Genomic DNA, 23,387 nt, shown 5'->3' with positions numbered 1-23,387 from the left:
GCAAGGCCCGCTCCTACGGGGTTTGCACGAAACATCGTGGTGGGGGATATCGCAGGAGCGCCCCTTGGGCGCGATGCCTTTCGGCCCGGTCGCGCAAGAGCATCGCGGGCAAGGCCCGCTCCTACGTGGATTCTTTCGCTTCGCGTGGGGTGACCCACTTCGATGCCACGATCCCGGCTTCGTACAGCAGATACATGGGAATGGCCAGCAACAGCTGCGAGACCACATCGGGTGGAGTGATGATCGCGGCCAGCACGAAGATCCCGACCAATGCGTAGCCACGCGAATCCTTCAACTGCTGTGGGGTGACCCAGCCCAGCAGGACCAGGATCACCAGCGCCACCGGCAGCTCGAAGCTCGCGCCGAAGGCGATGAAGATCACCAGCACGAAATCCAGGTAGGCGCTGGCGTCCGGGGTGACCGCGATCACTGCCGGGGTGAAGCTGATGACGAACTTGAACAGCGCCGGCAACACCAGGAAATAGGCGAAGGCGCAGCCCGCGTAGAACAGGGCCACCGCCGAAGCGAGCAACGGCAGGGCCAGGCGTTTCTCGCGCTGGTACAACCCTGGCGCGACGAAGGCCCAGGTCTGGTAGAGCAGCCACGGCGCGGCGACGAAAAGCGCCACGAAGAACGCCAGCTTGACCGGGGCGATGAAGCCGCCGGCCGGGTCCATCGCGATCATGGTCTGGCCCGCGGGCAGGCGCGCGATCAGCGGTTCGGCGATCCACGTATAGAGCTTGCTGGTGAATGGCAGCAGTCCCAACAGGACCACGAATACCCCGGCCAGCCCGCGCATCAGCCGCGAACGCAGCTCGATGAGATGACCGAGCAGGCTCGACTCGGCTTCGGGCTCAGGCGTTGCGCGGTTCATCGCTCTCGCCTTCGGCTGGGGTCGTGCTCGTGGAGGGGGCGTCGTCATCGACGACCGGCGTTTCGGCATCGGGTTTCGATGCGACCGAGGCGCGCATCTGTTCGAACTCGCGCTGCACTTCGCTGCCGCTGTCGCGGATCTTCTGCTCGGTGTCGTGCAGGGCCGACTGCGCGTCATGCAGGCTGCGCTTGAGCTCCTCGGCGGCCAGCTCGCGCTCCAGTTCGTCCTTCACCGAATGCCATTGGTTGCGCGCGCGCCGCACCCACATCCCGGCCAGGCGCGCGACCTTGGGCAGGCGCTCGGGGCCGAGCACGATCAAGGCGATGATGGCGATGAAGAAAAGTTCGCCGCTGCTGATGCCGAACATGGCCGGGTTAGTCCCGGGAGATCAATGCGCGTCGCGGTCGCGTTCCTTCGACTCGCTGCTGGTTTCGTCGCTCCGCGACTGGTCGCCGATCTGGCCGGTGGGCTTGTCGTCGTCCTTCATGCCCTTCTTGAAACCCTTGACCGCTTCGCCCAGGTCCTGGCCGGCATTGCGCAGGCGCTTGGTGCCGAACACCAGCAACACCACGACCAGCACGATGATCCAATGCCAGATGCTCAAACCGCCCATGGTGTACTCGCAAGAAAGTAGGGGTGTCAGGATAACGCAGCCGCGGGCCGACGATTGCGAAGTCGGCCCGCAATCCGGCTCACGGCGCGGGGTTCACGGCGTGGTCTGCAGCGGTTCGCTGCGGATTTCGCCTTCGGCCACCGGCTGGAAGCCCTGGGTCTGGGTTTCCGCCGCTTGCGACTGGGCCGGGGCAGCCTCGGATCCGCTCACCGTGACCGGTGCGGCCATGGGCGCATCGGAAGCGGGCGCGATCGGCGCCGATACCGGCTTGTCGCCACGGGCGGCGCGGGCGATGGCGGTGGCTTCCTCCAGCTGGTCGCGGAAGCCGACCACGGCATCGGAAGGCGCACCGGCACGGCTCTCGAAGATCGCGCGCGGGGTCGCGGCGCTGCCGTACACGGCCACGTTGGCGTCGTCGTCGATCTGCAGCACCGCGCCGTCCAGGGCCACGCCGGCGAACAGTCCGCGGGCGCGCGACCACGACCAGATCTCGGCCTTCAGCTGGCCGTCGGTGGAGGCCGAGGCGTTGCGGCCGACCGGGCCGGCGGCGACGCCGGCATCGGCGCCGAGGGTGATCTTGCCGTTGACGATGTTTTCCAGGTTGCGGTCGTTGCGGAACACCATCACCACATCGGACGACTGCACCCCGGCCTGGAAGCCGATGCTGCCGCCGGTGAGCTTGACGAATACCGGTTGCGACCAGCTGCCGTCGGGGCTCTTCACCGACATCAATCCATGGCCGCGGCGCCCACCCACCACCAGACCGACCTTCAGCGTGTCGGGAATCACCACCACCGCGCGGCCTTCATCCAGCAGCTTGTCGGGAATGCCCTGTTCGGGGATCTTCTGGATCTCGCTCAGTACACGCACCGCATTGCGCGCGCGCTGGTCTTCTTCCTCGCCCGCGAATGCGTGGCCGGCGAACAGCGCGGCGCAGAGGAACAGGGCAAGACGCGGCAGGCGCGATTCTCGCGGGAAATTCGGGAAAGACATGGGGAGGCTCCGCAGTCAGTTGGCAAGGTAATGGAACAGGAACATGCGCCAAGGCATTGAAAGATGAGACTAGGCGCGCCCGCGTGAATCGGCGATGAGTCCGGCGGCCTGCGTGGAAGCCTTCCATGGAGCGGCTTCTGTGGGGGTGGCGTAAGCCGCGAGCTCTTGATTGCAGAAAGACTTCGAGGCCAGAGCAGGACAGCAATGGATCGAGCCAAGAGCTCGCGGCTTACGCCGCTCCCACAGGATTCTCCCCACCGGCCCAAAATCGGCCTTCTGTCATCATATTGCGATGTCCGCAACCGATGACCACGCCGCCATGCCCCTGTCTGCCGGACCTCCGGCGACGACGCTGCTGGTGGTCAACCTGGGCACGCCCGAGGCACCGACCGCCCCGGCGGTGCGCCGTTACCTGGCCGAATTCCTCCACGACCGCCGCGTGGTCCAGCTGAGCCGCTGGATCTGGTGCCCGCTGCTGCATTTCCTGATCCTGCCGCTGCGCGGGCCGAAAGCCGCGGCCAAATACGCCAAGGTCTGGTTGCCGCAAGGCTCGCCGCTGGCCGTGCATACGCAACGCCTGGCCGAGACGATGCGGTCGCGGCTTCCCGGCTGGCGCGTGGTCGCGGCCATGCGCTACGGCGAACCGTCGTTGAAGAAGGCGCTGGCCGCACTCGACCGGCAAGGTTCCGGGCGCGTGGTCGTGCTGCCGCTGTATCCGCAGTATTCGACCACCACCACCGCCTCGGTCGAGGACGTGGTCGCGGCCGAGGGCAAGGGCCTGGCGGTGAACCTGGTCGACGATTATTCGACCGATCCGCAATGGGTCGCGGCGGTGGCCGCTTCCATCCGTGCCTGGCGCGAGCAGCACGGAACCGGCGAACACCTGCTGTTTTCCTTCCACGGTCTGCCGCAACGCATCGCCGATGGCGGCGATCCGTATCCGCAGCGCTGCCAGGCCAGCGTGCAGGCGATCGCCGCCGCGCTCGGTCTGGCGCCCGCCGACTGGACGCTGACCTTCCAGTCGCGTTTCGGCAAGGAACGCTGGCTGGAACCGTCCACCGACAAGACCCTGGCCGCATTGGCCGCGCGCGGCCTGCGCCGGGTGGATGTGGTCTGCCCGGGTTTCGCCGTGGATTGCCTGGAGACGCTGGAGGAAGTGGCGATCCTGTTCGCCGAAGGATTCGCGGCACAAGGCGGCGAGCTGCGCTACATCCCCTGCCTCAACGACTCCGCCGCCCACGCCGACGCGCTGGCGGCGCTGGCGCGGCGGGCGCTGGAAACCGGCGCATGAGCGTGCGCGAAGTCGGCTTCGATATCCCGTTCGGCCGCATCGCCGGCCTGCGCGGCGGCACGGCGGACGGTCCGAAGGTATTGGCCTTGCATGGCTGGCTGGACAATGCGGCCAGCTTCCTGCCGCTGTCCGCGCACTTTCCGGAGCTGGACCTGGTGATGCTGGACCTGCCTGGCCATGGCCACAGCGCGCATCTCGGCGCGGGCGCCGACTACAACCTGCTGGTGACGGTGAATGCGGTGCTCGATGTCGCCGATGCGCTGGGCTGGGAACGCTTCGCGGTGCTTGGGCATTCGATGGGCGCAGGCATCGGCAGCATCCTCGCCGCATCATTGCCGCAGCGGGTCGCGCGGCTGGTCGCGATCGAGGCCCTGGGCGCGCTGGCCGAGGAGCCCGAACGCACCACCACGCGGCTGCGCGAGGCGGTCGCCGCCGCCCGCGCGCTCGCTTCCAAGAAGCTGCGCGTGTTCCCCGACCTGGCCGCGCCGATCCGCGCGCGCATGCAGGCCAACCAGCTCAGCGAGCCCAGTGCGCGTTTGCTGGTGGAACGGGGCGTGGTCGCCGTGGACGGAGGCTTCACCTGGAGCAGCGATCCGCGCCTGACCCTGCCGGCGATGCAACGCATGACCGAGGCGCAGGTGCGGCAACTGATCGCCGGGATCGAATGCCCGACGCGGGTGGTCTTCGCCGATCCGCCGCAGACCTACCTGCCGGAACCATTGCGCAGCGAGCGGGCCGCGCTACTGCCCCGTGGCGAATTGACCGTGCTGCCCGGCAGCCATCACCTGCACATGGAAGCGCCAGCGGCGGTGGCCGCGGCCATTGGCGGGTTCTTCCTCGCTTAGCGCAGCTCCGGGTGATTTCCTGAAGCAGGAGCGCTCAGGGAATAGAGAGGGTGACCGTGCCAGCGTAGGAGCGACGTAAGTCGCGACTGTAAGCCGCTCTCTTGATCAGACATCCGCGGATCCGCCGCTGCTTCGCATCGCGGATAGGTTCCCGGTCCTTCCCGCGGTGCTCCCGGGACCACGGGCTGGATCCGGTCGCGACTTACGTCGCTCCTACGCCCGCCCCATGTCGTTGGATGCGTGTCCCACTCAGTGCAAGGTGGACTCCGTTCGCGCGGCGATCGCCCTGGCTTTCTGGAAGGCAAGCACCAGGGCAACGTCATGCCGGCTGATTGGCGCGGGATCCTTCCACCAGTCGTCGATCAGGTTGCCCAGCTCGGGGTCGGCACGGGCCGCACGCTTCATCGCCGCGATCTGCTCGGTGCTGGCGCGCTGCCATTGTGCCGGGGTGTCCAGCGTACCGGCGCGGTTGGCCATGCCGAAATCGAGCAGGGTCGCCAGAGCGATGCAACCGGCCAGCACGCCAACCAGCGCGCAGGCGAATCCGGCCAACAGCAAAGGCTGGCTGGTGTAGACACTGCCGCCATAACTCAGGATCGCACCGAGGCTGACCATGATCACCGCCAACGCGACCCGTCTGGGGACGCGCGTGCTGAAGGACACATTCCTGCGCGGCGGCTTGAGCAAGGGCAGCGATGCGTCCTGCATCAAGCTGCGTCGGTAGCGCAGCGCATTGCGCGCGTTGACGACATCGATAGATTCCGGCCCGGTGTCGGGCGCGAACGTTGCATGCCAGGAAGGGTCGCCTGATTCCACGCTGCGCAACCGGTCCATCCAGTGGCTGGATCCCACGGCCATGCCGATGCTCCTGGTCCGCGCCCGATCCGGCCCGAACGTAAAGTGTGATCCCCTGCACAAAAATAGTACCCCGGAATCGGCTCTCTGGGTGCCCGATCCCGCTGAATAGGGATTACGACCCCAGCAGGCGACGCAGGGTCGCCTTCAGTCGGCGGCCTTCGGCATGGAAATAGTCGCGTTCGGCCCGCCAGGCGGGGGATCGCGCCTCGACCTCCCGCCAGAAGGCGGCGCCGTGGTTGGCATGGAGCAGGTGGCAGAGCTCGTGCACCAGCACGTATTCGAACGCGGACGCCGAGCCCAGCACCAGGGCCAGGTCCAGGGCCAGCGAACCATCCGGGCTCAATGAGCCCCATTGCGAAGACATCACCTTGAGCCGGATCCGGGCCGGCGCCCGCGGCAGCGAGGGCAGGTACTTCGGCAGCCAGCGGCCGATGTCGGCGCGCGCTTCGGCTTCGTAGAACTCGCGCAGGGCACGGCGCAGGGTCGCCTCGCTGGCGCGCAGGGGAGCGTGGAAATGCAGCAGGCCGGTGCCGGCATCGTGGCTGAGCCGGGCATAGCGGCCTTCGTGCCAATGCAGTGCCACTGCTTCGCCCCGCAAGGGCAGGCTGGCCGTCCGATCGCGGACCAGCCCCGGCAGATCGTCGTCGCTCGAGTATTTCTCCAGCTGCATCGACAGCCACTGCCGATGCTCGTGCAGGAAGCGATCGCCGGACACCAGGCTGGCGCGCATCGGCAAAGTCAGTCGCGCGCCGCGTTCGTCCACGCTCAGCTTGATGCGCTTGGCGCGCGGGTCGCGCACACGCTGGATGTCGACGCTGCGTCCGTCGTGGAGGGCAAGGGGAATCGAATCGCGCTCGACCGCTCGGGGCTTTGGCGCGATCAGGCGTTGGAACAGGCCGGGCATGGCATGAAGCATGTGCGAATTCCCGCGCCAGTCAAGCCACGATCCGCATTCCTTGTGGATCCGAGCCTGCCCGGACGCTCCTGATCTTCGCGAAAAGCATCCGGGCAAGCCCGGACCTATGCACCGATGGAAGTCCTTTTTGGGACAGAACTTCAGGCTTTCGCCTTGCCAACTTCAATGCGGTTTCGAGCACCACAAACAGGCGCTCTGCCTTCCGGCCTGGCCTCTACCGCGAGGCGGGACGGCTCGCTGGACGGCTCGCTGGAGCGCTCGGTGGATACTTCGGAATACCGCGTAGCGCCAGCGCACTGGGCTTGCTGTTGTCGATCACCACGCAGTCCTGCCGCGAATTGGCCGGATCCTGGCACCTGGACTCCTCTTGCCACCTCGCCAGCAAGGCTTCGCACTGGTCGGCGAGCCATTTGCGCGAAGTCGCCTTGGCGAAGGATTCGTCCGAGCATCGGCTGGCGAATTGCTGGCCGGAAATCGTCATCGTGTCGGGTAGCGCCAGCGCTTGCGTTTGCGGTGCGTTGGACTCGGTCGCCATGGCTATTGCGGGGAGCAGGATCGTGACCAGGGCAGTGCAGGTGAGCAGCTTCATGTGAACTCCTTATCCAGTTATTCCAGTTATCCAGCGACCCTGTAATCGAACCTACACCTGTGCCGGGGTCCAGTCAAACCACGGCACAGGCAAGCAAATTAACGTGCGGGCTCAGCGGCTGGCGCCGACGCTGAACAGCAAAGGGGCGTTGCGGAATGCGGCGACGGTGTCGAATGCAAGGTCGGCGCCGCGGTCGGCGGAAGCGACCTCAACCGCCACGAGGCGTGGATTCGCATGCTGCCGGACACGCAGCTCGGCTTGTTCGCGCCACCACGCCAACAGGCGGACGCATTTCCTCGCCAGCCGATCATGGTCGTCGGCCCTGGCAAATGCCTCGTCGCTGCATTGGTTGGCGAACTTGTAGCCGACGGCGGTCATCACGCCGGGTACCACCGGTGCGTCAGTCTTGGCTTCCCCCGCCATGGCGAGGGAGGGAACCAGCAGGGACAACAGGATTGCGGACTTCAGCGTGGTCTTCATCTGCCTATCTCCTTAACGGGGGTCGGAATCCCAGATAGTACGCAGCCGGGGACGGAAGCGTCGCGGCGGGCGGATTCCCGTCAAGCCTCGGCCTTGCTCAGCTTCAGCGCCGCCTCCAGCACCACGAACAGCCGCTTCACCTCGCCGCTCATCAACGCGAAACGCGCGGCGAGTTCGGCGCGCAGGTCTTCCTGCTCGCTGTTTTCCAGCTGGTCGACGGCGCCGTCGAGGAACTTCAGCTTGCGGATCACCAGGTCCTCGCCGAGGACGAAGGACAGGTGGTCGTCCAGGGTCAGGGCCAGGCGGGTGACCTGCTTGCCGGCTTCCAGGTGCTTGGCGATCTCGTCGCCCTGCAGGTCCTGGTTCTGGCACTTGACCACCGCGCCGCCGTCCATCGCATCCTTCAGTTCGCATTCCTCGCCCAGGGCCAGGCCCTCGGGCATCGGTTCGCCGGCGATCCAGCCGGTCAGGATCGAGCGCGGCGCGACTTCCGCATTCAGCGGCAGGGCCGGGAAGCTGCCCATCGCATGGCGGATCTCCGAGACCACGGTCTCGGCGTTCTTGCGCGACGAAGTATCGACGGCGACGAAACCATGCTCCAGATCGAGCAGGGCGTCGGTGCGCGACGGCTTCACGAACGCGCGCGGCAGCAGTTCGTGCAGCAGGTCTTCCTTCAGGCGCTTGCGGGTGCGGCCGCCGGGCTTGCGGCCTTCCTTCTCTTCGATCTCGGCCAGTTTCTTGGCCAGCAGGTCGTTGACCACCGAGCCGGGCAGGATCTTGTCCTCGCCGCCCACGGTCAGCCACAGCGAATTGCCGCTGCGATGCGCCAGCACGTCGTCGCCGCGCCCGAACGGCGGCACGAAGCCGCGCGAGGACATGTCCAGCGCGCCGACGGGTTTGAGGATCATTTCGGGGAGCAGGGTGTCGAGCTGGGAGAAATCGAGGGTGGTGGGGAAGCGGAACAGGGTCAGGTTGCGAAAGAACATCTAGGATCCGGGAGGAGTGGGTGAGGGGCGAGTAACGAGTAACGAGGAACGAGGAGTGAGGGGAAGCGGGGAAATGAACCTTCGGGACGTCGTTCCGGCGTATGCCGGGATCCCGCTAGCCGTTGTCTGGAATCCGGGCTCCGGCTTGCGACAAGGCGACGGCTTCATTCCTCGGGCCCAGACCGAGGAAATCGAACAGCTTGGGATCCGCCAGCTGCGACGGCTCCACCCGTGCCAGCGCGCGTGCGATCTGGTCGATGCGGCCGGGGGTTTCGGCTTCCCACGCGGCCATCATCTTCTGCACCTGCTTGCGCTGCAGGTTGTCCTGCGAGCCGCACAGGTCGCAAGGGATGATCGGAAAGGCCATGGCCTGCGCGTGTTCGGCGATCTCGGTTTCGCTGACGTAAGCGAGCGGACGTATCACCACGTGTTCGCCGTCGTCGCTGAGCAGCTTGGGCGGCATGCCGCTGAGCTTGGCGTGGAAGAACAGATTGAGGAAGAACGTCGCCACGATGTCGTCGCGGTGGTGGCCCAGGGCGATTTTGGTGAAGCCATTGGCCTCGGCATGCGCATACAGGGCGCCGCGCCGCAGGCGCGAACACAGCGAGCACATCGTGCGGCCTTCCGGGATCACCCGGCTGACCACCGAATAGGTGTCCTGTTCGATGATCTGGAACGGCACGCCGAGCCGGCGCAGGTAGTCTGGCAGGACCCGGGCGTCGTAGCCGGGCTGTTTCTGGTCCAGGTGCACGGCGACCAGTTCGAAATCCACCGGCGCCTTCTTCTGCAACTGCAACAGCATGTCCAGCAGGGTGTAGCTGTCCTTGCCGCCGGACAGGCAGACCATGACCTTGTCGCCGGCGCCGATCATGCCGTAGTCGGCTATGGCCTGGCCGACCTGGTGGCGCAGGCGCAAGCCACGCTTCGCATCCACGCCGGGGGCGGGGCGGGAAACGGGATCGCGCAGGGCGGCGGGCGGGGACGGGACGGCATTCATCGAGCGCTCCATTGTAGCGGCCGCGCCCGCGATGACGGCTGCGCCCGCTGCGGTGTACGCTGGCGACGTGGAATCCTTGAGCTTTTCCGAGATCAACCAGCGGGTGTCCGAGCTCAAGCTCGAGCACCGCAATCTCGACGCCGAGATCGACCGCCTGATCGCCGATATCCAGGCCGACGAGCTGTCGATCAAGCGCCTGAAGAAGCGCAAGCTGTGGCTGAAGGACTGCATCTCGCGGCTGGAAAGCGCGCTGATTCCCGACGAACCCGCTTGAACGAGTCCCTCCCTTGCGTAGCAAGGGAGCTCGAAACCGCCTTCGGATGGCTGAGAGGGAAGGCTTGCTCGGGTATCTATGCAGTTGATGAAAAGCAAGCAACATCAAAAGCACCCCTCCTCGATCCTCCCCCCGCCTTCGCGAGGGCGGGCTCTGCTGCGCATGGGAGAGGCAGAGCGTGGCTTTTTCAAATCCCAATCGCAGTTGCTTACTGACGTAGCGCGTCACTCCTCGTTTCCGTAGCCGCTGCCGACGCCCGATATCCGGCCTCTGTCGGAAGATATACGGTCCACCGGGCACCCCTGAAGTTGGCCCGATGCTTGCGTAATCCTGGCGAGGGAACCTGACCCCCGCGGACGACAGTCCGCCGGCCAGGCTCCGGCACAGGGGAAAACAGGTGAATGACAACGCTGCATCCGCGCCGAGGCTGGCCGTGTCCGATCCCGGACATCGCGGGCTGTCGCACGCGATGAAGCCGCAGGACCAGGCTCCCGGATCGAGTCCGGGGCAGGCTTTGCGGGTCCGGCGGATCCTGCCCGGCCAACCGCTGGGCGACGTGCAGCGCCTGCGCCGCGAGGTCTATTTCCACGAACAGGGCCAGCAGCGCGAAGACAGCCGGCGCATCGTCGACGGCCTGGATGGCAGCGGCACGGTCATCGTGGTCGAAAGCGGCGCGCGGGCCGTGGGCACCTTGCGGATCCACGATTTCGACGCGCTGACGGTGCAGGTGGAATACGGCCGCCTGTTCCAGATCGACGATTTCGCCCGCGCCTGGCCGCTGTCGCAGGTCGCGGTCGGCACGCAATTGGCGGTGCAGTCCGAGCAGCGGGTCAAGGGCATGAGCGACGCGCTGATCGAAGAAACCTACCGCTACGCGCTCGAGCGCGGAATCCGTTTCGGCCTGGCCGCCTGCGCGCCCTCGCTGCATGGGTTGTTCGAATACTACGGTTTCCGCGAATACCTGCCGCCGGCGATCCTGCCCAACGGCGACGCGGTGCTGCGCATGCTGCTGGTGCTGGAAGATGCGGCGCACCTGCGCGAATGCGATTCGCCGCTGCAACACCTGGTCCGCGATCCCGCCGCGGCGGCGGCTCCGCTGGCGTGGATGCGGCGGACCTTCAGGCTGGCCGACTGAAACTCAGTCGGGGCTGGTCGTCTCCGCTTCCGGCTTCGCCGCTTCCGGGCTGACCCGCTCGATGGTGTGGCGAAGTTCGCGGCCGAGGATGACCTTGGCGTCCTTGGCCCAGGCATCCAGGTGCTCGTCGAACACCAGCTTGCTGTTTTCGTCCGGCCACACCAGTTTCAGCTCGCGCAGTTTCTGGATGAAGCTGCGGAACAGGGTCTTGTCGAAGAACTCGGGCGCGGCCGGCGCGTACAGCAGGCTCAGGCGCTGCGCGGCCTGCTGGCACAGGCTTTCCAGCTCGGCCGCGCCGAGCACGCCGGGGCCGTTCTTCACCAGTACCGAGATCGCGATGTAATAACGCTCGAAGGCCTGCTGCAACGAATGGCCGATCGCGCGCAGGCGGAACACTTCGTCGGTCTGGCCGGCGTTGCGCTGCAGGATGCCGCCATCGTCCTCGTTGACCTGCTCCAGCAGGCCTTCGCGCACGAACACGTCGATGGTGCGGTCGATGCGCTCGGCGAACTCGTCCTCGTTCCACGGCAGGAACAGCTCCTGCTGCAGGAACGGGTACAGCGTGCGGCCCAGCTTGATCACCCGCTGCCGGACCATGCGCCGGTTGTTCTGGAAGCAGCAGGCGATCCACGCCGCCGCGGTGAACAGATGCAGCACATTGTTGCGGTAGTAGCTCATCAGCACCGCGGTGTCTTCGCTGACCACGTCCAGCACGTCGCCCAGCGGATGCTGGATGCGTTGCAGGACGTTGATCTCCACGCCATGGGCGATGATCCGTTCGGGCGAGTGCGGGGTCACGGTGACCCGGTCCGAATAGGGCATGTCCGACAGCAGGGTCTTGCACAGTTCGATCTGCGCGACCAGGTCGGCTTCGCCCATCGCATGCTTGGGCGTGGACAGCAGCGCCAGCGCCAGCAGGTTGATCGGGTTCACGTCGGCGGCGCGGTTGATGTTGACCTGGATCCGCTGGGCCAGGGCATCGATGGCGGTCGACAGCCACGCCGGCTTCTCTTCCTCGGCCACCGCTTCGCCCTGCCACTCCGGCCCATGTTCGGCCAGCACGTCGTTGAGCAGGATCGGCTCGCCGAAGTTGACCACCACCTGGCCGTAGTTCTGCCGCAGGATCCTGGGGATGCTCCACAGCAGCGCCCAGATCGATTCCTTTTCCTTGGGCTTGCCGGTGAGTTCGTCGAGGTAGCTGTTGCCCTCCATCAGCTTCTCGTAGCCGATGTACACCGGCTGGAACAGCACCGGCCGGGTCGGCTGGCGCAGGTAGGCGCGCACGGTCATCGCCAGGGTGCCGGCTTTCGGCGGCAGCAGGCGCCCGGTGCGCGAGCGCCCGCCTTCGATGAAGTACTCGATCGAATAGCCGCCGGAGACCAGTTGCGCCATGTATTCGCGGAACACCGCCGAGTACAGCGCATTGCCGCGGAAGCTGCGGCGGGCGAAGAACGCGCCGCCCTTGCGCAGGATGCCGCCGATCACCGGCAGGTTGAGGTTGATCCCGGCGAAGATGTGCGGCGGCACGATGCCGCGTTCGTACAGCAGGTACGACAGCACCAGGTAATCCATGTGGCTGCGGTGGCAGGGCACGTACACCACTTCATGCCCGGGCGCGGCTTCCTTGAACTTGTCCAGGTGGTGGACCAGCATGCCGTCGTAGATGCGGTTCCAGACGTGCGACAGCAGGAAACTGGCCGAGCGCACCACCGGGTTGGAATAGTCCGCGGCGATTTCCCAGGCGTAGGCATGGGCCTTCTTCCACGCGTCCTCGGGCTTGGTGTTGTCGCGCCGGGACTGGCTGGCGATGGCTTCGCGCACCGGATCGGCGGCCAGCACCTTGTCCACCAGCAGGCGGCGGGTGGAGAGGTCGGGGCCGATCACCGCTTCGCGGATCCGGTGGAAGTGGGCGCGCAGTACGCGCGAGAGTTTGCGCACGGTGCGTTCCGGCGGCAGGTCCTCGGCGAGGCTGTCGCGGATCGACACCGGCGCGGCGAAACGCACGATGGTGTCGCGGCCGTTCAGCAGGATCGCCAGCAGGCGGCGGAAGCGGCCGACGATGGTCCAGTTTTCCGAGAACAGCACCGAGAACCAGCCGCTGGCCTTGTCCGGGGCGCGGCCGACGAAGATCGACACCGGGACCAGTTGCACGTCCAGCTCGGGCTGGGCGCGATGCGCCTGCAGCAGCCGGGCCAGCGAGCCGGAATGGGTCTTGTGGCTGCCCGGTTCCGGAATCAGCGCGCTGGCGTTGCGCCGCGACAGGGCCACGTACGCGCGTTTGCGCCCCAGCGGATCGCCGGGCAGCGGCACCAGCGGCGAAGGCAGGCCGGCATCGCGGCAGGCGCGGTCCAGGATCAGCGCATTGGATAGCCCGTAGTCTTCCAGCACGTAGCAGACCGGGCGCGCGTCGATCTGCTGGCGCGGGTCTTCCGGTTCGATGTTCAGGGTCAGCCACGGGTCGGCCAGCTTGCTCATCAGCCTGGCCCACAGGGGGCGCTTGGTCGTGCGGGCGGGTGCAGGCGACACAGCCAGCGCCGTCTTGGGTTCTGGTGCGGAAGGCTCCGGCGACGGCGCGGGCGGCGGCGAGGACGGCTCGTCCGGAAAGGGCAGCGGATTCTGTTCAGGCATCGGCGACATTATGGCCCAGCGGCTTGCGAACGCGACCCGCGGCATCGTGGAGCGGCGTAGGAGCGGGCCTTGCCCGCGATGCCCTTGAACGAGCTGGTCGAAGGGCATCGCGCCCAAGGGGCGCCCCTACGCGCCGCTCAGTCGGGCTTTGCTGGCGTCTCGGGGGTTTCCCCGGCCGGCATCGCCAGCGCCTGCTCGGCGTGGCGCAGGTGATCGACCAGATACCAGTGCCCGTCACGGCGCCGCAAGCTGACCACGGTGTCGATCTCGCGCTTGTCCAGCGGGTAGTGGATGCGGACCCGGGCCAGGTCGCCCTTTTGTTCGATCAATTCGGTGCGCAATCCGGAGAGGCTGCGGTCCAGCGACAGGCCGTAGCTGGCCAGGCTGGCCTTGGCCTGGGCGAAGAACGGCCCCAACCGGCGCAGGCTTTCGCTCATGCCGGCCTCGCGCAGCACCTGCTCGCTGGTCAGCCCGGTCCTGCGCGCCGCTGCCGCCAGTTTCGAAATGGCCGCCGCCATGCGCTTCGGATCGCCCAGCGGCGCCTGCGCGCCCCATTCGCTGAGTGCGGTGATCACCTGGGCGTAGTGCGCGCGCTCCTCGGCGGTATAGACGCCCTCGCGCTTCACGTATTGCACCCCGAACGAGCCCAGCGAGCGCGCGGCGTCGCGCAGATCCTTGTCCTGGTTGGCGAAATTGCGCTTGAAGCCCTGCTGCAGGCTGCGCTCCGAACCCGGCGCGGCCAGCGCGGCCAGGAGGGGCTCCAGTTGCTCGTCCAGCGGCAGCTCGGTCAGCGGCCAGCGGCTGCGGCCTTCGCGCCAGGCGGTTTCCAGGCCGGCGTATTCGGCCGGCGGGATGGCGTCGCGGGCGAAACCGACCAGGTCGTTGTCATGCAGGTGCCGGGCCAGGCGCTGGACCGCGGCCGCCGGTTCGCTGGCGGTTGTTTCGGCCACGGCTGCAGGCGCAGGCGTGCGCTGGCAGCCGGCTGCGACCAGCAATCCGCACAACAACAGCGTCGTGATTCCCCGCAACGGCATGGTGGCGATTCCCCTTGATGCCCGGGCATCTTGGCGGCATGGGCCGGGCAGGGGCAAGGAAGTGGCGCACGGCTTGGCAAGGACGATCAGCGTCAATGTGCTCGTGTAGGAGCGGGCCTTGCCCGCGATGCGTTTTTGCGAGCCGGCCGAAAAGCATCGCGGGCAAGGCCCGCTCCTACAAACGGGCCAACAAAAAGGGAGGCCTGTTGGGGCCTCCCGAAGCCGGCCGAAGCCGGAAGACATTGTTGTGGCACAGCTCCGGCCGAAACCGGATGCAGCCATCCTAACCTTCACGTAAACCTAATGCAACACCTCAAGTAAATTGATTCAAGCTATTGATTTATTTGAATGAAGAGGAAATTTCAACCTGAATCGCTTCAGCGGCCGCGCGCGGATCGGCGGCCTGGCTGATCGGGCGCCCGACCACAATGGCATCGGCGCCACGGGCGAAGGCCTCGGCCACGCCCACCGTGCGTTTCTGGTCGTCGCCGACCGGGCCGCCGGGGCGGATGCCGGGGCAGACGATCGAGAAATCCGGGCCGCAGGCGGCCCGGATCAGTCCGGCTTCCTGACCCGAGGCGATCACGCCATCGATTCCCGACGTCTTGGCGGCCCAGGCTCTTTCGACGACGATGTCTGCCGTTTCGCCGGAAATCCCTAATTGTTTAAGGTCGTTCCCATCCATTGAAGTCAGCACGGTGACCGCCAGCAGGCGCAGAGCCTGCCCCGGACTTGATCCGGGGGCGCCGTCACGGGCTTCGGCGGCGGCCTGCATCATCCCGGCATGCCAGCCGTGGATCGTGCAGAAGCTGACCGGCCAGCGCGCCAGCCCGCGGATTACCCCGGCCACCGTAGCCGGGATATCGAAGAACTTCAGGTCGACGAAGATCCGCTTGTCGCGGCGCGCCAGTTCGTCCAGCACGGTGAAGTAGTCGCCCGAGGCCAGCAGCTCCATGCCGATCTTGTAGAACCCGACCGCGTCGCCCAGCCGGTCCACCCAGGCCAGCGCCTGCTCGCGGCCGGGAGCGTCCAGGGCGAAGATCAGGCGTTCGCGTTCGCCCAACTGCAAGGCGGCGCGCCCGCTCATGGCGCGTAGTCCAGCGCCTCGCGCTTGGCCTGGCGCCGAGCTTCCCTGGGCTGGGCCCAGTCGTTGTTGAACAACGCCGGTTCCCACGAACCGTAGGTCGGGTTGGGCAGCATCCACCAGCGCTCGCCGAACCAGTCGTGGTATTCGCCATACAACTGGTCGCGACCCTCGCGGGTATTGGCCACGACCTGGACGAAATCGCCGATCTGGTCGCCGAACTGCATCAGCACCCGGTATTTCTGTCCGGCCAGCCTGCGCCGGCAATTCTTTTCGCTGCCATTCTGTTCGCAGCCCTCGACCACCGTGCCCAGGCCAAGGAATACGTCCTTGGCCACCGGCAGGCCCACCGCCTTGAGGTTGGCCAGGGTGGCTTGCTCCAGGTGCACCGCGCGATTGGAGATATAGAGCACGGTCACGCCCTTGGCGGTGGCGGCCCTGGCGAAGTCGACCACGCCGGGCAGGGGCTTGGCTTTCTTCTCCGCCACCCACTGGTCCCAGCTGACCTCGTCGTAATCGGTGCCGTCGCGGACCAGGCGCGCCTGGTAAGGCGAGTTGTCCAGCACGGTCTCGTCCACGTCCATCACCACTGCCGGTTTCAGTCCGGTGGCGGCGTTGCCGCGCTCCTCCGGCACCAGCGCATCCCAGTTCTTTTCCTTCAGCGCCTGGTCCAGGTGGTCGGCGGCGGCGCGGTAGGTCTGCTCGCTGAGCGCCTTGTATTCCACCGAGGTCTGCACCCAGGCCACGGCGTTGAGGTTGTCATGGGGTGGATTGGCGGAAGTTGCGGCCGCCGGGGCTGGAGTTTGCGACGGCGTCGCAGCGACGGGCATCGCCGCATTCGCGGGTGCTTCGGTGCGCTTGCAGGCGGACAGGGCGAGGGCGGTGCAGGCGGCAAGGACGAGCAGGCGCATGGATTCGGCTTCGGCTGGGGAACCTGCGCAGTTTACCGGCTGCGGATGACGGCCGAACGTGGGAGCGGCTTTTGTGGGAGCGGCGTCGTGGGAGCGGCGTCCCGCCGCGAGCCTTTGCTTTCGCTTTGTTCTTGCTCCTGTTTTCGTTTCTGTTCTGAATCGAGAAGCCGGGCCACAAGGACAGGATCAGGAGCTCGCGGCGGGACGCCGCTCCCACGGCCGCTTCCGTGCGCACTCCGCTATCCTTGCGCGCTGTTCAAGGGATGCCTGCACATGGATAACACCGACGAAACCGCGAGCCTGGTGCTGACGATCGCCGAAGCGCGCGTGCTGGGTTGCCTGATCGAGAAGGAAGCGACCACGCCCGACGCCTATCCGCTGACCGTCAACGCCGCCCAGGTCGCGGCCAACCAGAAGACCGCTCGCGATCCGATCATGGCCCTGAACACGGGCGATGTGAACCACGCGCTGCGCCAACTGGAAGCCAAGGGCCTGGCCAGGCAGGTGTTCTCCTCGCGCGCCGAACGCTACGAGCATCGCGCCGACAAGACCCTGGACCTGTCGAAGCAGCAACTCACCCTGGTCGGCCTGCTGTTGCTGCGCGGCCCGCAGACCGTGCACGAACTGCTGGCGCGCAGCGAGCGCCTGGCCACGTTCAACGATGCCGAGGACGTGCGCCATCATCTCGATCGCCTGATCCAGCGCCAGCCGGCGCTGGTGCAGCAGATCCCGCGCGGCCCCGGCCAGCGCGAAGACCGCTACGTGCACCTGCTCAGCGGTGCGGTGGACGTGGCGGCGGTCACGGCGCGGATCGCCTCGTCCGCATCCTCATCTTCGTCCTCGGGTGAAGCCGTGTCGCCCGCCTTGGAGGCGCGGGTGCAGGCGCTGGAAAACGAAGTGGCGGAATTGCGCGCGGCGATTGCCGCATTGAGTGCGGATCGCGACACCTGAAGCGCGTTCAGTCCTCGGCTTCGTCCGGAAGCAGCGCCCGCAAATCGGTTTCGCCCACGTCCACGTCGGCCTGGCTGAGCAAGGTGGTCGCCTGACCGCGGTGGTGGGTCTGGTGGTTGAAGAAATGCAGCATCAGCAGATCCATGCGCTTGCGAAATGGCACTCCGCGCGTGTTGCCGTAGGACAACACCTGGTTCCAGCCGCCTTCGGGCGCCGTCCGCGTCCAATCGACGATCAGTGCGTCAAGCCATTCGCGGTGCGTCCGCAACGCGGCGAAATCGGGGAACGGAACAGCATCCAGTGCGTTGGGTAAAGGCACTTCCGCCAAGGCACGAAGCGTCCGCACATGCGCCGGGTGCGAGGCGAAGCGCTTGAGCCAGATCGTGTCGGCGACGACCAGGTGGTTGAGCGTACCCAGGATCGAGCCGAAGAATGCGCCACGATCCTGCGCCAGCGCATCCGCGTCCAGGGTCGCGGCCGCGGCGTAAAGTTTCCGGTTCATCCACCGGTTGTAATCGGCCAGCAGGGCGAAGTGGGATTGCTCGGTCATGATTGCAGGTAGCGGACGCGGGAGGGCTCAGGAAAGAAAAGCCAGGGCAGGCGTCAGCCCGGCATAGATGATGACGCACCAGAAACAGCGTGGCGATTCGCTATGCAGCACCGTGCGTGCGCCGGGTCCCGCCCGGACACCACTTCGCCCTTGGCCATGGCGTAGATCCTGTACAGCGCCACCCGCGCACCGGGGGAGCTTGAACACCTCAGGCCGGCCGCTTGCTGCTGCGGAGCAGGAACAGGCTGCCCAGCAGCGTGCCGACCAGCGCGCAACCCAGCCCGAGCGCCGCGGCGATGCCGAGTTCCAGTGGCCACAGGTTGTGCGAAGCCGGATCGCGGCTGGTTTCCACGACAACCCGCACCAATACCGCGAGCGGCACGGAAGCGGCGATCGACAGCCACACCTTCCAGAAGCGCGCCAGGCCGAACGCGCGCGCCATCAGCGCGACCACGCCGACGGCCACCAGTCCCGGGCCGTACAACGAGCCGGGCAACGACACCTCGGAGTAGGGAATCTGCCAATAGCGGAAACCCACGCCGATGAAGGCGATGAGGAAGGCGATCAGCAACCAGGCGGGACTGGATCGGGTCATGGCATTCGCGCGATCGGTCAACGAGGGTGCCCAGCGTACCGCAGCGACGACCGGATGCTCATGGCTTTACCCCCAGGGGACTTCCTTCGAGGCGTAGAGCCGAGCTTGCTCGGCTGCTCTTGGTGCTCAATCAAAAAGCAGCCGAGCAAGCTCGGCTCTACAGAGGTGTTGGTTCAATCGAACAACGCCTGGATCGCCGCCAGTCCGGCACTCGCCCTTTCCTTCTTGTTGGCCGCATCGGCTTCCGGATCGGCGCCGTCGCGCTGCAGTTCCGATTGCGGCAGTTCGTCGAGGAAGCGGCTGGGCTTCAGGCGGATGCGGTCGCCGAAGCGGCGCGTCTCGCGGTTGTGGCTGAGGTACAGGGCCTGCTTGGCGCGGGTGATGCCGACGTACATCAGGCGGCGTTCCTCGGCCAGGTTGCCTTCATCGATGCTCATCTCGTGCGGCAGGGTGCCGTCCTCGCAACCGACGATGAAGACGTAACGGAACTCCAGGCCCTTGGCCGCGTGCAGGCTCATCAGCCGCACCTGGTTGCCGCCATCGTCCTTGTCGTTGCGCGACAGCAACGCCAGTTGCGCGGCCAGGTCGCCGGCGTTGCCGCCGCCGCGCGCGCCCTCGAACCAGTCGGCCAGTTCGTCCAGATTGCCGCGTCGGCGCGCGAACGAAGCATCGTCCTTGCACTGCGCGCGCAGTTCGGCGAGCAATCCCGAACGTTCGCTCAGGCGCCGCACCAGGTCGGCCGCCGAGAGTTGCTTGGAATGGTTGCGCAAGTCGCGGAGGATGTCGACGAAGGCGTTCAGGCCATTGGCCGCACGCGGCGTCAACGCCTTCAACGCGCCCATCGATTCGGCCGCACGCGACATCGGCAGGTGCGCGTGCTGGGCCATCTCGGCGAGTTTGGCCAGCGAAGTCGCGCCGACCTCGCGCTTGGGCGACTGCACCGCGCGCAGGAACGCCGCGTCGTCGTCGGGATTGACCACCAGCCGCAGCCACGACAGCGCGTCTTTGACTTCCTGGCGTTCCAGGAACGCGGTGCCGCCGGTCAGGTGGTAGGGGATGCGCAACAGCTGCATCGCCTTCTCCAGCGGCCGCGACTGGTGGTTGCCGCGGAACAGGATGCAGAAATCGCTCCACGGCGCATCGCGCGCGGTGTGCAGGAACGATATTTCGGCGGCGACCTTCTCCGCTTCGTGCTCGTTGTCGCGGCATTCCCACACGCGGATGCGTTCGCCGTCGGGCTGGTCGCTCCACAGCTTCTTCGGATGCTCGTGCGGATTGTTGGCGATCAGCGTGTTGGCCGCGCGCAGCACGCGGTTGCTGCAACGGTAGTTCTGCTCCAGCTTGATCACCTGCAACGCCGGATAGTCGGCGGCCATCTGCAGGAGATTGTCGGGATTGGCGCCGCGCCAGGCATAGATGCTCTGGTCGTCGTCGCCCACGCAGGTGAAATCGCCGCGCGGGCCGGCCAGCACTTTCAACAAGCGGTATTGCGCGTCGTTGGTGTCCTGGCACTCGTCCACCAGCAGGTAGCCGATGCGCTCGCGCCAGGCAGCGGCGATTTCGGTGTCGTTCTCCAATACCTGCACCGGCAGGCGGATCAGGTCGTCGAAATCCACCGCGTTGAACGTGGACAGCCGCGCCTGGTAGCGCGCGTACAACTTAGCTGCTTCCTGTTCGCGCGTTGTCTTCGAAGCCGCCAGCGCTTCCTCCGGCGATAGCCCCGCGTTCTTTGCGCGGGAGATCAGGTTCTTCGCCGCTTCCACCGCGTCGTTCTTCGCGCCCGGCATCAGGTCCTTGATCTGCGCGTTGCTGTCGTCGGCGTCGAAGATCGAGAAGCCGCGCTTCAAGCCGACCGACGCATGCTCGATCTGCAGGAACTTCAAGCCCAGCGCGTGGAAGGTGCACAGGGTCAGGCCCTCGGCCGCATCGCCCTTCAAACGCTTGCCCAGGCGCTCGCGCATTTCCTTCGCCGCCTTGTTGGTGAAGGTGATGGCGGCGATGCGCTTGGCCGGCATCCGCCCGGAAGTCACCAGATGCGCGATCTTCTCGATGATGACCCGGGTCTTGCCGCTGCCGGCGCCGGCCAGGACCAGCAGGGGGCCGTCGCAGTGCCTGACCGCGTCGCGTTGTGGAGGGTTGAGACCTTGCATGGAAACCGCCTGCGGGGTCGCGCATTGTACTGAAGCCACGGCCCCAGCCGCACGACAAGGGATGCGCGGTCCCGGATGGGAACCCGATCGTGCCCGAACAGCACTATTACTTGCTTCACTGGCCGGACCCGGCTTCCGGGGCCACCCTGCAATAGCCCATGGCATTGGAATCGTTGCGCCAGCGCGTCCAGTAGGGGACAGGGCTTGCGACGAAGCCTCCTCTTGCGCCGTATCGGGTGGAATGCGTGCGTACGCAAGGCGCGCGCACCGTGGATCGGCGCATCGACATTACGCAAGCCCGCCAGGAAGGGAATCAGCATGAAGAAATACATGGTCGCCACGATGCTCGTATTGACATGCGCACACGTGCTCGCCGCGCAGCAGCAGGAGAGCGCCCAGCCCTCCAGGGCCGAATGGCAGGGCCCGGTCGAGCGGCCGAAGCAGGGGAATTTCGTGGGCGAGCCCGGGATTTCCCCCGAACTGATGACCGAGGGCTTCCTGTCGGCGCACCCCGACCTGCGCTGGCGCCGCGAAGGCCTGCATGCCTACGCCAACAAGAACTACGGCGAGGCCATGCAGCATTTCCAACGCGCCGCGCGCTACGCCGATAAGCCGGCGCAGGCGATGATCGCGGAAATGTACTGGAAGGGCATCGGCGTTCCCCAGGATCGTGAACTGGGTTACGCGTGGATGGATCTGGCCGCCGAGCGCTTCTATTCCAACTTCGTGATCCTGCGCGAACAGTATTGGGAAAAGCTCGATGCCGAGGGACAACGCAAGGCGATCGAGCGTGGCCAGGCGCTGCTGGCGGAATATGGCGACGACGTGGCCAAGGTGCGCATGGCCAAGGTCCTGCGCAAGGAGCGCAGCGTCACCGGCAGCCGCGTGGGATTCGTCGGCAACCTCGAGATCATTCCCTTCACCGGTCCCAATGCCGGCAGCGGCATGAGCATCCGCGCCGACGAGTACTACGCGCCCAAGTACTGGCAGGCGGACAAGTATTTCGAATGGCAGGACCAGATCTGGGATGCACCCGATGCGCGCAAGGGCCGGGTGGAAGTGGGCGACGTACAGCAGGCGGGCAAGACGTCGCCGCCCGATTCGGGGAACGAGCCGCCGCGGTAATGCATCTGCGCGGCAAACCCATGCGCAAGCCGGGCGATCACGGCGATTGACGAAGCGGCGATTGCATGTCCAACTGGCCGCAGGAAGCACCGAAGAGGAGTTGGCGAGCATGCATGCGAAGCGTCGGTTGCGCAGCAGATTCGTACTGGCCGGGCTGCTGATCGCGGCGATTGCGCCGCCTGCCGTGGGATCGGGCAAGACAGGCGGCGACATCGACCGCAAAGATCAGAGCGTGATGAGCACGCGCACTTTCCTCAATGCCCACCCCGATCTCAAATACAGGTACGAAGGTTGGGTTGCCTACGAGGCTGGCGATTATGGCCGGGCGATGGAGCATTTCAGGACGGCCTCCCGCTATGCGGACAAGGCTTCGCAAGCGATGGTCGCCGAAATGCTGTGGCAGGGCCGCGGCGTACCGGTCGACCGGGCCTTGGCCTATGCCTGGGCCGATCTGGCGGCGGAACGCGGATACCCGTCGTTCCTGCGACTGCGCGAACAATACTGGCGACAGTTGTCGGAGGTTGATCGTGCACGTGCGCTGCATGATGGCCAGTCCTTGCTGTCGGAATACGCCGATGCGGTAGCACGGCCGCGCATGGCCAGGTTCCTGGTCAAGGCGGAGCAGAGCCGCAAGCGCTCGAGCATGAGCATTGGCAGGCCCAGGGAGATCAGGTTTCCAGCACCCGGGGGTGGAATGGCGAGCATCCCGGTCCATCGATTCCTGGCGCCGAAGTTCTGGGATCCGGTGCAGTATCAGGTCTGGCAGGACCAGATCTGGAGCGCTCCGCCCAGGGGCGAGGTCGACGTGGGCGATGTCGAGCAGGTCGCGCCGGCAAAGGAATGACCGTGCCGCTGGCGCGGCGATAGAATTGGCGCATGGCCAAGCTCTATTTCTATTATTCGGCGATGAACGCCGGCAAGACCACCACGCTGCTGCAGTCGGCGCACAATTATCGCGAGCGCGGCATGCGGGTGATGATCCTGACCCCGCGCCTGGACCATCGCGCCGGCAGCGGCGTGGTCGCCTCGCGGATCGGCTTGAGCGCGGAGGGGATCGCGTTCGATCGCGACGCGGACCTGGAGCGACTGGTCGGCGATGACATCGCCGCGCACGGCAAGCTCGATTGCGTGCTGGTGGACGAAGCCCAGTTCCTGTCGCGCGCCCAGGTCTGGCAATTGAGCGAAGTGGTCGACCGGTTGCGCATCCCAGTGCTCTGTTACGGCCTGCGCACCGACTTCCGCGGCGAACTTTTCGAGGGCAGCCAATACCTGCTGGCCTGGGCCGACGAACTGACCGAGATCAAGACCATCTGCCACACCGGCAAGAAGGCGATCATGACCGTGCGCGTGGATGCGCAGGGCCGTGCGGTGCAGGACGGGCCGCAGGTGGAAATAGGCGGCAACGAACGTTACGTGTCGGTCAGCCGGGCCGAATACAAGAAGATCGCGCGCGGCGAGGGCAGCATCGATCCGCTGCAGACTTCGCTGTCGTTCTCTTTGTAGGAGCG

At 66.4% G+C, this 23,387-nt stretch carries 25 protein-coding genes; 8 read left to right on the top strand and 17 right to left on the bottom strand.

Annotation, left to right across the window (positions count from 1 at the left end; genetic code table 11):
* Positions 1–121 precede the first annotated feature (121 nt).
* From tatC to CSC74_RS13650, 4 genes are all read right to left on the bottom strand, one after another.
* Entirely contained in the window at positions 122–874 is a 753-nt protein-coding gene (tatC, locus tag CSC74_RS13665; protein ID WP_162315041.1) for a twin-arginine translocase subunit TatC, read from the bottom strand.
* A complete protein-coding gene (gene tatB / locus CSC74_RS13660; RefSeq protein ID WP_162315040.1) occupies positions 855–1,241 on the bottom strand; it encodes a Sec-independent protein translocase protein TatB in 387 nt (128 codons plus the stop codon). The genes tatC and tatB overlap by 20 nt, the downstream gene beginning before the upstream one ends.
* Positions 1,242–1,262: 21 nt before the next feature.
* On the bottom strand, positions 1,263–1,487 hold the full coding sequence (gene tatA, locus CSC74_RS13655) for a Sec-independent protein translocase subunit TatA (RefSeq protein WP_162315039.1): 225 nt from the start codon (positions 1,485–1,487) through the stop codon (positions 1,263–1,265).
* Positions 1,488–1,580: 93 nt separating this feature from the next.
* Positions 1,581–2,480 carry a lipid-binding SYLF domain-containing protein gene (locus CSC74_RS13650; RefSeq protein ID WP_162315038.1) on the bottom strand — a complete coding sequence of 300 codons (900 nt, stop codon included), beginning with the start codon at positions 2,478–2,480 and terminating at the stop codon, positions 1,581–1,583.
* A 292-nt stretch (positions 2,481–2,772) separates the two neighbouring features.
* On the opposite strand from CSC74_RS13650, the gene hemH reads away from it, so the two are divergent.
* Together hemH and CSC74_RS13640 are read left to right on the top strand one after the other, a co-directional pair.
* Positions 2,773–3,771, top strand: coding sequence for a ferrochelatase (gene hemH / locus CSC74_RS13645; protein WP_246193245.1), 999 nt, complete (start codon positions 2,773–2,775; stop codon positions 3,769–3,771).
* Positions 3,768–4,616 carry an alpha/beta fold hydrolase gene (locus CSC74_RS13640; RefSeq protein ID WP_162315037.1) on the top strand — a complete coding sequence of 283 codons (849 nt, stop codon included), beginning with the start codon at positions 3,768–3,770 and terminating at the stop codon, positions 4,614–4,616. The genes hemH and CSC74_RS13640 overlap by 4 nt, the downstream gene beginning before the upstream one ends.
* A 249-nt stretch (positions 4,617–4,865) precedes the next feature.
* Here the strand turns inward: CSC74_RS13640 and CSC74_RS13635 are convergent, their stop codons facing one another.
* From CSC74_RS13635 to ttcA, 6 genes are all read right to left on the bottom strand, one after another.
* A complete protein-coding gene (locus CSC74_RS13635) occupies positions 4,866–5,474 on the bottom strand; it encodes a hypothetical protein (protein WP_162315036.1) in 609 nt (202 codons plus the stop codon).
* A gap of 112 nt (positions 5,475–5,586) precedes the next feature.
* Positions 5,587–6,378: a M48 family metallopeptidase gene (locus CSC74_RS13630; RefSeq protein ID WP_162315099.1), complete on the bottom strand. Its 792-nt coding sequence runs from the start codon at positions 6,376–6,378 to the stop codon at positions 5,587–5,589.
* A 226-nt stretch (positions 6,379–6,604) separates the two neighbouring features.
* Entirely contained in the window at positions 6,605–6,979 is a 375-nt protein-coding gene (locus CSC74_RS13625; RefSeq protein WP_162315035.1) for a hypothetical protein, read from the bottom strand.
* Positions 6,980–7,090: 111 nt separating this feature from the next.
* Entirely contained in the window at positions 7,091–7,459 is a 369-nt protein-coding gene (locus CSC74_RS13620) for a hypothetical protein (protein WP_162315034.1), read from the bottom strand.
* An 80-nt stretch (positions 7,460–7,539) separates the two neighbouring features.
* Entirely contained in the window at positions 7,540–8,445 is a 906-nt protein-coding gene (locus CSC74_RS13615; protein WP_162315033.1) for a recombination-associated protein RdgC, read from the bottom strand.
* Positions 8,446–8,560: 115 nt separating this feature from the next.
* A complete protein-coding gene (gene ttcA, locus CSC74_RS13610; protein WP_211369648.1) occupies positions 8,561–9,442 on the bottom strand; it encodes a tRNA 2-thiocytidine(32) synthetase TtcA in 882 nt (293 codons plus the stop codon).
* 31 nt (positions 9,443–9,473) lie between these two features.
* Here ttcA and CSC74_RS13605 point away from each other — a divergent pair, with 31 nt between their 5' ends.
* Both CSC74_RS13605 and CSC74_RS13600 read left to right on the top strand, forming a co-directional pair.
* On the top strand, positions 9,474–9,716 hold the full coding sequence (locus CSC74_RS13605; protein ID WP_162315031.1) for a YdcH family protein: 243 nt from the start codon (positions 9,474–9,476) through the stop codon (positions 9,714–9,716).
* A 397-nt stretch (positions 9,717–10,113) separates the two neighbouring features.
* Positions 10,114–10,851 (top strand): N-acyl amino acid synthase FeeM domain-containing protein, encoded by a 738-nt coding sequence (locus tag CSC74_RS13600; RefSeq protein WP_162315030.1) that lies wholly within the window; start codon positions 10,114–10,116, stop codon positions 10,849–10,851.
* Between the two features lie 3 nt (positions 10,852–10,854).
* Here the strand turns inward: CSC74_RS13600 and plsB are convergent, their stop codons facing one another.
* The 4 genes from plsB to CSC74_RS13580 form a co-directional block, all read right to left on the bottom strand.
* Entirely contained in the window at positions 10,855–13,488 is a 2,634-nt protein-coding gene (gene plsB, locus CSC74_RS13595) for a glycerol-3-phosphate 1-O-acyltransferase PlsB (protein WP_162315029.1), read from the bottom strand.
* 128 nt (positions 13,489–13,616) lie between these two features.
* Positions 13,617–14,513, bottom strand: a complete 897-nt coding sequence (locus tag CSC74_RS13590) for a hypothetical protein (RefSeq protein ID WP_162315028.1) — start codon at positions 14,511–14,513, stop codon at positions 13,617–13,619.
* 340 nt (positions 14,514–14,853) lie between these two features.
* The gene (pyrF, locus tag CSC74_RS13585; RefSeq protein WP_162315027.1) at positions 14,854–15,600 is read right to left on the bottom strand and encodes an orotidine-5'-phosphate decarboxylase; all 747 of its coding nucleotides are present in this window, start codon (positions 15,598–15,600) and stop codon (positions 14,854–14,856) included.
* Complete coding sequence (locus tag CSC74_RS13580) at positions 15,597–16,508, bottom strand: 5'-nucleotidase, lipoprotein e(P4) family (RefSeq protein ID WP_162315026.1); 912 nt, start codon at positions 16,506–16,508, stop codon at positions 15,597–15,599. The genes pyrF and CSC74_RS13580 overlap by 4 nt, the downstream gene beginning before the upstream one ends.
* Before the next feature lie 273 nt (positions 16,509–16,781).
* Here CSC74_RS13580 and CSC74_RS13575 point away from each other — a divergent pair, with 273 nt between their 5' ends.
* Positions 16,782–17,459, top strand: a complete 678-nt coding sequence (locus tag CSC74_RS13575; protein ID WP_162315025.1) for a YceH family protein — start codon at positions 16,782–16,784, stop codon at positions 17,457–17,459.
* A gap of 7 nt (positions 17,460–17,466) precedes the next feature.
* Here the strand turns inward: CSC74_RS13575 and CSC74_RS13570 are convergent, their stop codons facing one another.
* From CSC74_RS13570 to CSC74_RS13560, 3 genes are all read right to left on the bottom strand, one after another.
* Positions 17,467–18,009, bottom strand: a complete 543-nt coding sequence (locus CSC74_RS13570; RefSeq protein ID WP_162315024.1) for a DinB family protein — start codon at positions 18,007–18,009, stop codon at positions 17,467–17,469.
* A 208-nt stretch (positions 18,010–18,217) separates the two neighbouring features.
* Positions 18,218–18,604: a hypothetical protein gene (locus CSC74_RS13565; protein ID WP_162315023.1), complete on the bottom strand. Its 387-nt coding sequence runs from the start codon at positions 18,602–18,604 to the stop codon at positions 18,218–18,220.
* A 173-nt stretch (positions 18,605–18,777) separates the two neighbouring features.
* A complete protein-coding gene (locus CSC74_RS13560; protein WP_162315022.1) occupies positions 18,778–20,754 on the bottom strand; it encodes a UvrD-helicase domain-containing protein in 1,977 nt (658 codons plus the stop codon).
* A 318-nt stretch (positions 20,755–21,072) separates the two neighbouring features.
* On the opposite strand from CSC74_RS13560, the gene CSC74_RS13555 reads away from it, so the two are divergent.
* From CSC74_RS13555 to CSC74_RS13545, 3 genes are all read left to right on the top strand, one after another.
* Complete coding sequence (locus CSC74_RS13555; RefSeq protein ID WP_162315021.1) at positions 21,073–21,879, top strand: tetratricopeptide repeat protein; 807 nt, start codon at positions 21,073–21,075, stop codon at positions 21,877–21,879.
* 109 nt (positions 21,880–21,988) lie between these two features.
* Positions 21,989–22,723, top strand: a complete 735-nt coding sequence (locus CSC74_RS13550) for a sel1 repeat family protein (protein ID WP_162315020.1) — start codon at positions 21,989–21,991, stop codon at positions 22,721–22,723.
* Between the two features lie 32 nt (positions 22,724–22,755).
* A complete protein-coding gene (locus CSC74_RS13545; protein ID WP_162315019.1) occupies positions 22,756–23,382 on the top strand; it encodes a thymidine kinase in 627 nt (208 codons plus the stop codon).
* Positions 23,383–23,387 lie beyond the last annotated feature (5 nt).

The sequence above is a fragment of the Pseudoxanthomonas yeongjuensis genome (assembly GCF_010093345.1).
In the GTDB taxonomy this organism is placed as follows: Bacteria; Pseudomonadota; Gammaproteobacteria; order Xanthomonadales; family Xanthomonadaceae; genus Pseudoxanthomonas_A; species Pseudoxanthomonas_A yeongjuensis.
The sequence above is the reverse complement of the archived record's forward strand: the minus strand, read 5'-3'. Positions and strand labels throughout refer to the sequence as shown.

What these genes read in the sequence shown, in the direction of transcription:
- tatC (WP_162315041.1), bottom strand. Translation starts at nt 874, where the DNA reads ATGAACCGCGCAACGCCTGAGCCCGAAGCCGAGTCGAGCCTGCTCGGT.
- tatB (WP_162315040.1), bottom strand. Translation starts at nt 1,241, where the DNA reads ATGTTCGGCATCAGCAGCGGCGAACTTTTCTTCATCGCCATCATCGCC.
- tatA (WP_162315039.1), bottom strand. Translation starts at nt 1,487, where the DNA reads ATGGGCGGTTTGAGCATCTGGCATTGGATCATCGTGCTGGTCGTGGTG.
- CSC74_RS13650 (WP_162315038.1), bottom strand. Translation starts at nt 2,480, where the DNA reads ATGTCTTTCCCGAATTTCCCGCGAGAATCGCGCCTGCCGCGTCTTGCC.
- hemH (WP_246193245.1), top strand. Translation starts at nt 2,773, where the DNA reads ATGTCCGCAACCGATGACCACGCCGCCATGCCCCTGTCTGCCGGACCT.
- CSC74_RS13640 (WP_162315037.1), top strand. Translation starts at nt 3,768, where the DNA reads ATGAGCGTGCGCGAAGTCGGCTTCGATATCCCGTTCGGCCGCATCGCC.
- CSC74_RS13635 (WP_162315036.1), bottom strand. Translation starts at nt 5,474, where the DNA reads ATGGCCGTGGGATCCAGCCACTGGATGGACCGGTTGCGCAGCGTGGAA.
- CSC74_RS13630 (WP_162315099.1), bottom strand. Translation starts at nt 6,378, where the DNA reads ATGCCCGGCCTGTTCCAACGCCTGATCGCGCCAAAGCCCCGAGCGGTC.
- CSC74_RS13625 (WP_162315035.1), bottom strand. Translation starts at nt 6,979, where the DNA reads ATGAAGCTGCTCACCTGCACTGCCCTGGTCACGATCCTGCTCCCCGCA.
- CSC74_RS13620 (WP_162315034.1), bottom strand. Translation starts at nt 7,459, where the DNA reads ATGAAGACCACGCTGAAGTCCGCAATCCTGTTGTCCCTGCTGGTTCCC.
- CSC74_RS13615 (WP_162315033.1), bottom strand. Translation starts at nt 8,445, where the DNA reads ATGTTCTTTCGCAACCTGACCCTGTTCCGCTTCCCCACCACCCTCGAT.
- ttcA (WP_211369648.1), bottom strand. Translation starts at nt 9,442, where the DNA reads ATGAATGCCGTCCCGTCCCCGCCCGCCGCCCTGCGCGATCCCGTTTCC.
- CSC74_RS13605 (WP_162315031.1), top strand. Translation starts at nt 9,474, where the DNA reads ATGACGGCTGCGCCCGCTGCGGTGTACGCTGGCGACGTGGAATCCTTG.
- plsB (WP_162315029.1), bottom strand. Translation starts at nt 13,488, where the DNA reads ATGTCGCCGATGCCTGAACAGAATCCGCTGCCCTTTCCGGACGAGCCG.
- CSC74_RS13590 (WP_162315028.1), bottom strand. Translation starts at nt 14,513, where the DNA reads ATGCCGTTGCGGGGAATCACGACGCTGTTGTTGTGCGGATTGCTGGTC.
- pyrF (WP_162315027.1), bottom strand. Translation starts at nt 15,600, where the DNA reads ATGAGCGGGCGCGCCGCCTTGCAGTTGGGCGAACGCGAACGCCTGATC.
- CSC74_RS13580 (WP_162315026.1), bottom strand. Translation starts at nt 16,508, where the DNA reads ATGCGCCTGCTCGTCCTTGCCGCCTGCACCGCCCTCGCCCTGTCCGCC.
- CSC74_RS13575 (WP_162315025.1), top strand. Translation starts at nt 16,782, where the DNA reads ATGGATAACACCGACGAAACCGCGAGCCTGGTGCTGACGATCGCCGAA.
- CSC74_RS13570 (WP_162315024.1), bottom strand. Translation starts at nt 18,009, where the DNA reads ATGACCGAGCAATCCCACTTCGCCCTGCTGGCCGATTACAACCGGTGG.
- CSC74_RS13565 (WP_162315023.1), bottom strand. Translation starts at nt 18,604, where the DNA reads ATGACCCGATCCAGTCCCGCCTGGTTGCTGATCGCCTTCCTCATCGCC.
- CSC74_RS13560 (WP_162315022.1), bottom strand. Translation starts at nt 20,754, where the DNA reads ATGCAAGGTCTCAACCCTCCACAACGCGACGCGGTCAGGCACTGCGAC.
- CSC74_RS13555 (WP_162315021.1), top strand. Translation starts at nt 21,073, where the DNA reads ATGAAGAAATACATGGTCGCCACGATGCTCGTATTGACATGCGCACAC.
- CSC74_RS13550 (WP_162315020.1), top strand. Translation starts at nt 21,989, where the DNA reads ATGCATGCGAAGCGTCGGTTGCGCAGCAGATTCGTACTGGCCGGGCTG.
- CSC74_RS13545 (WP_162315019.1), top strand. Translation starts at nt 22,756, where the DNA reads ATGGCCAAGCTCTATTTCTATTATTCGGCGATGAACGCCGGCAAGACC.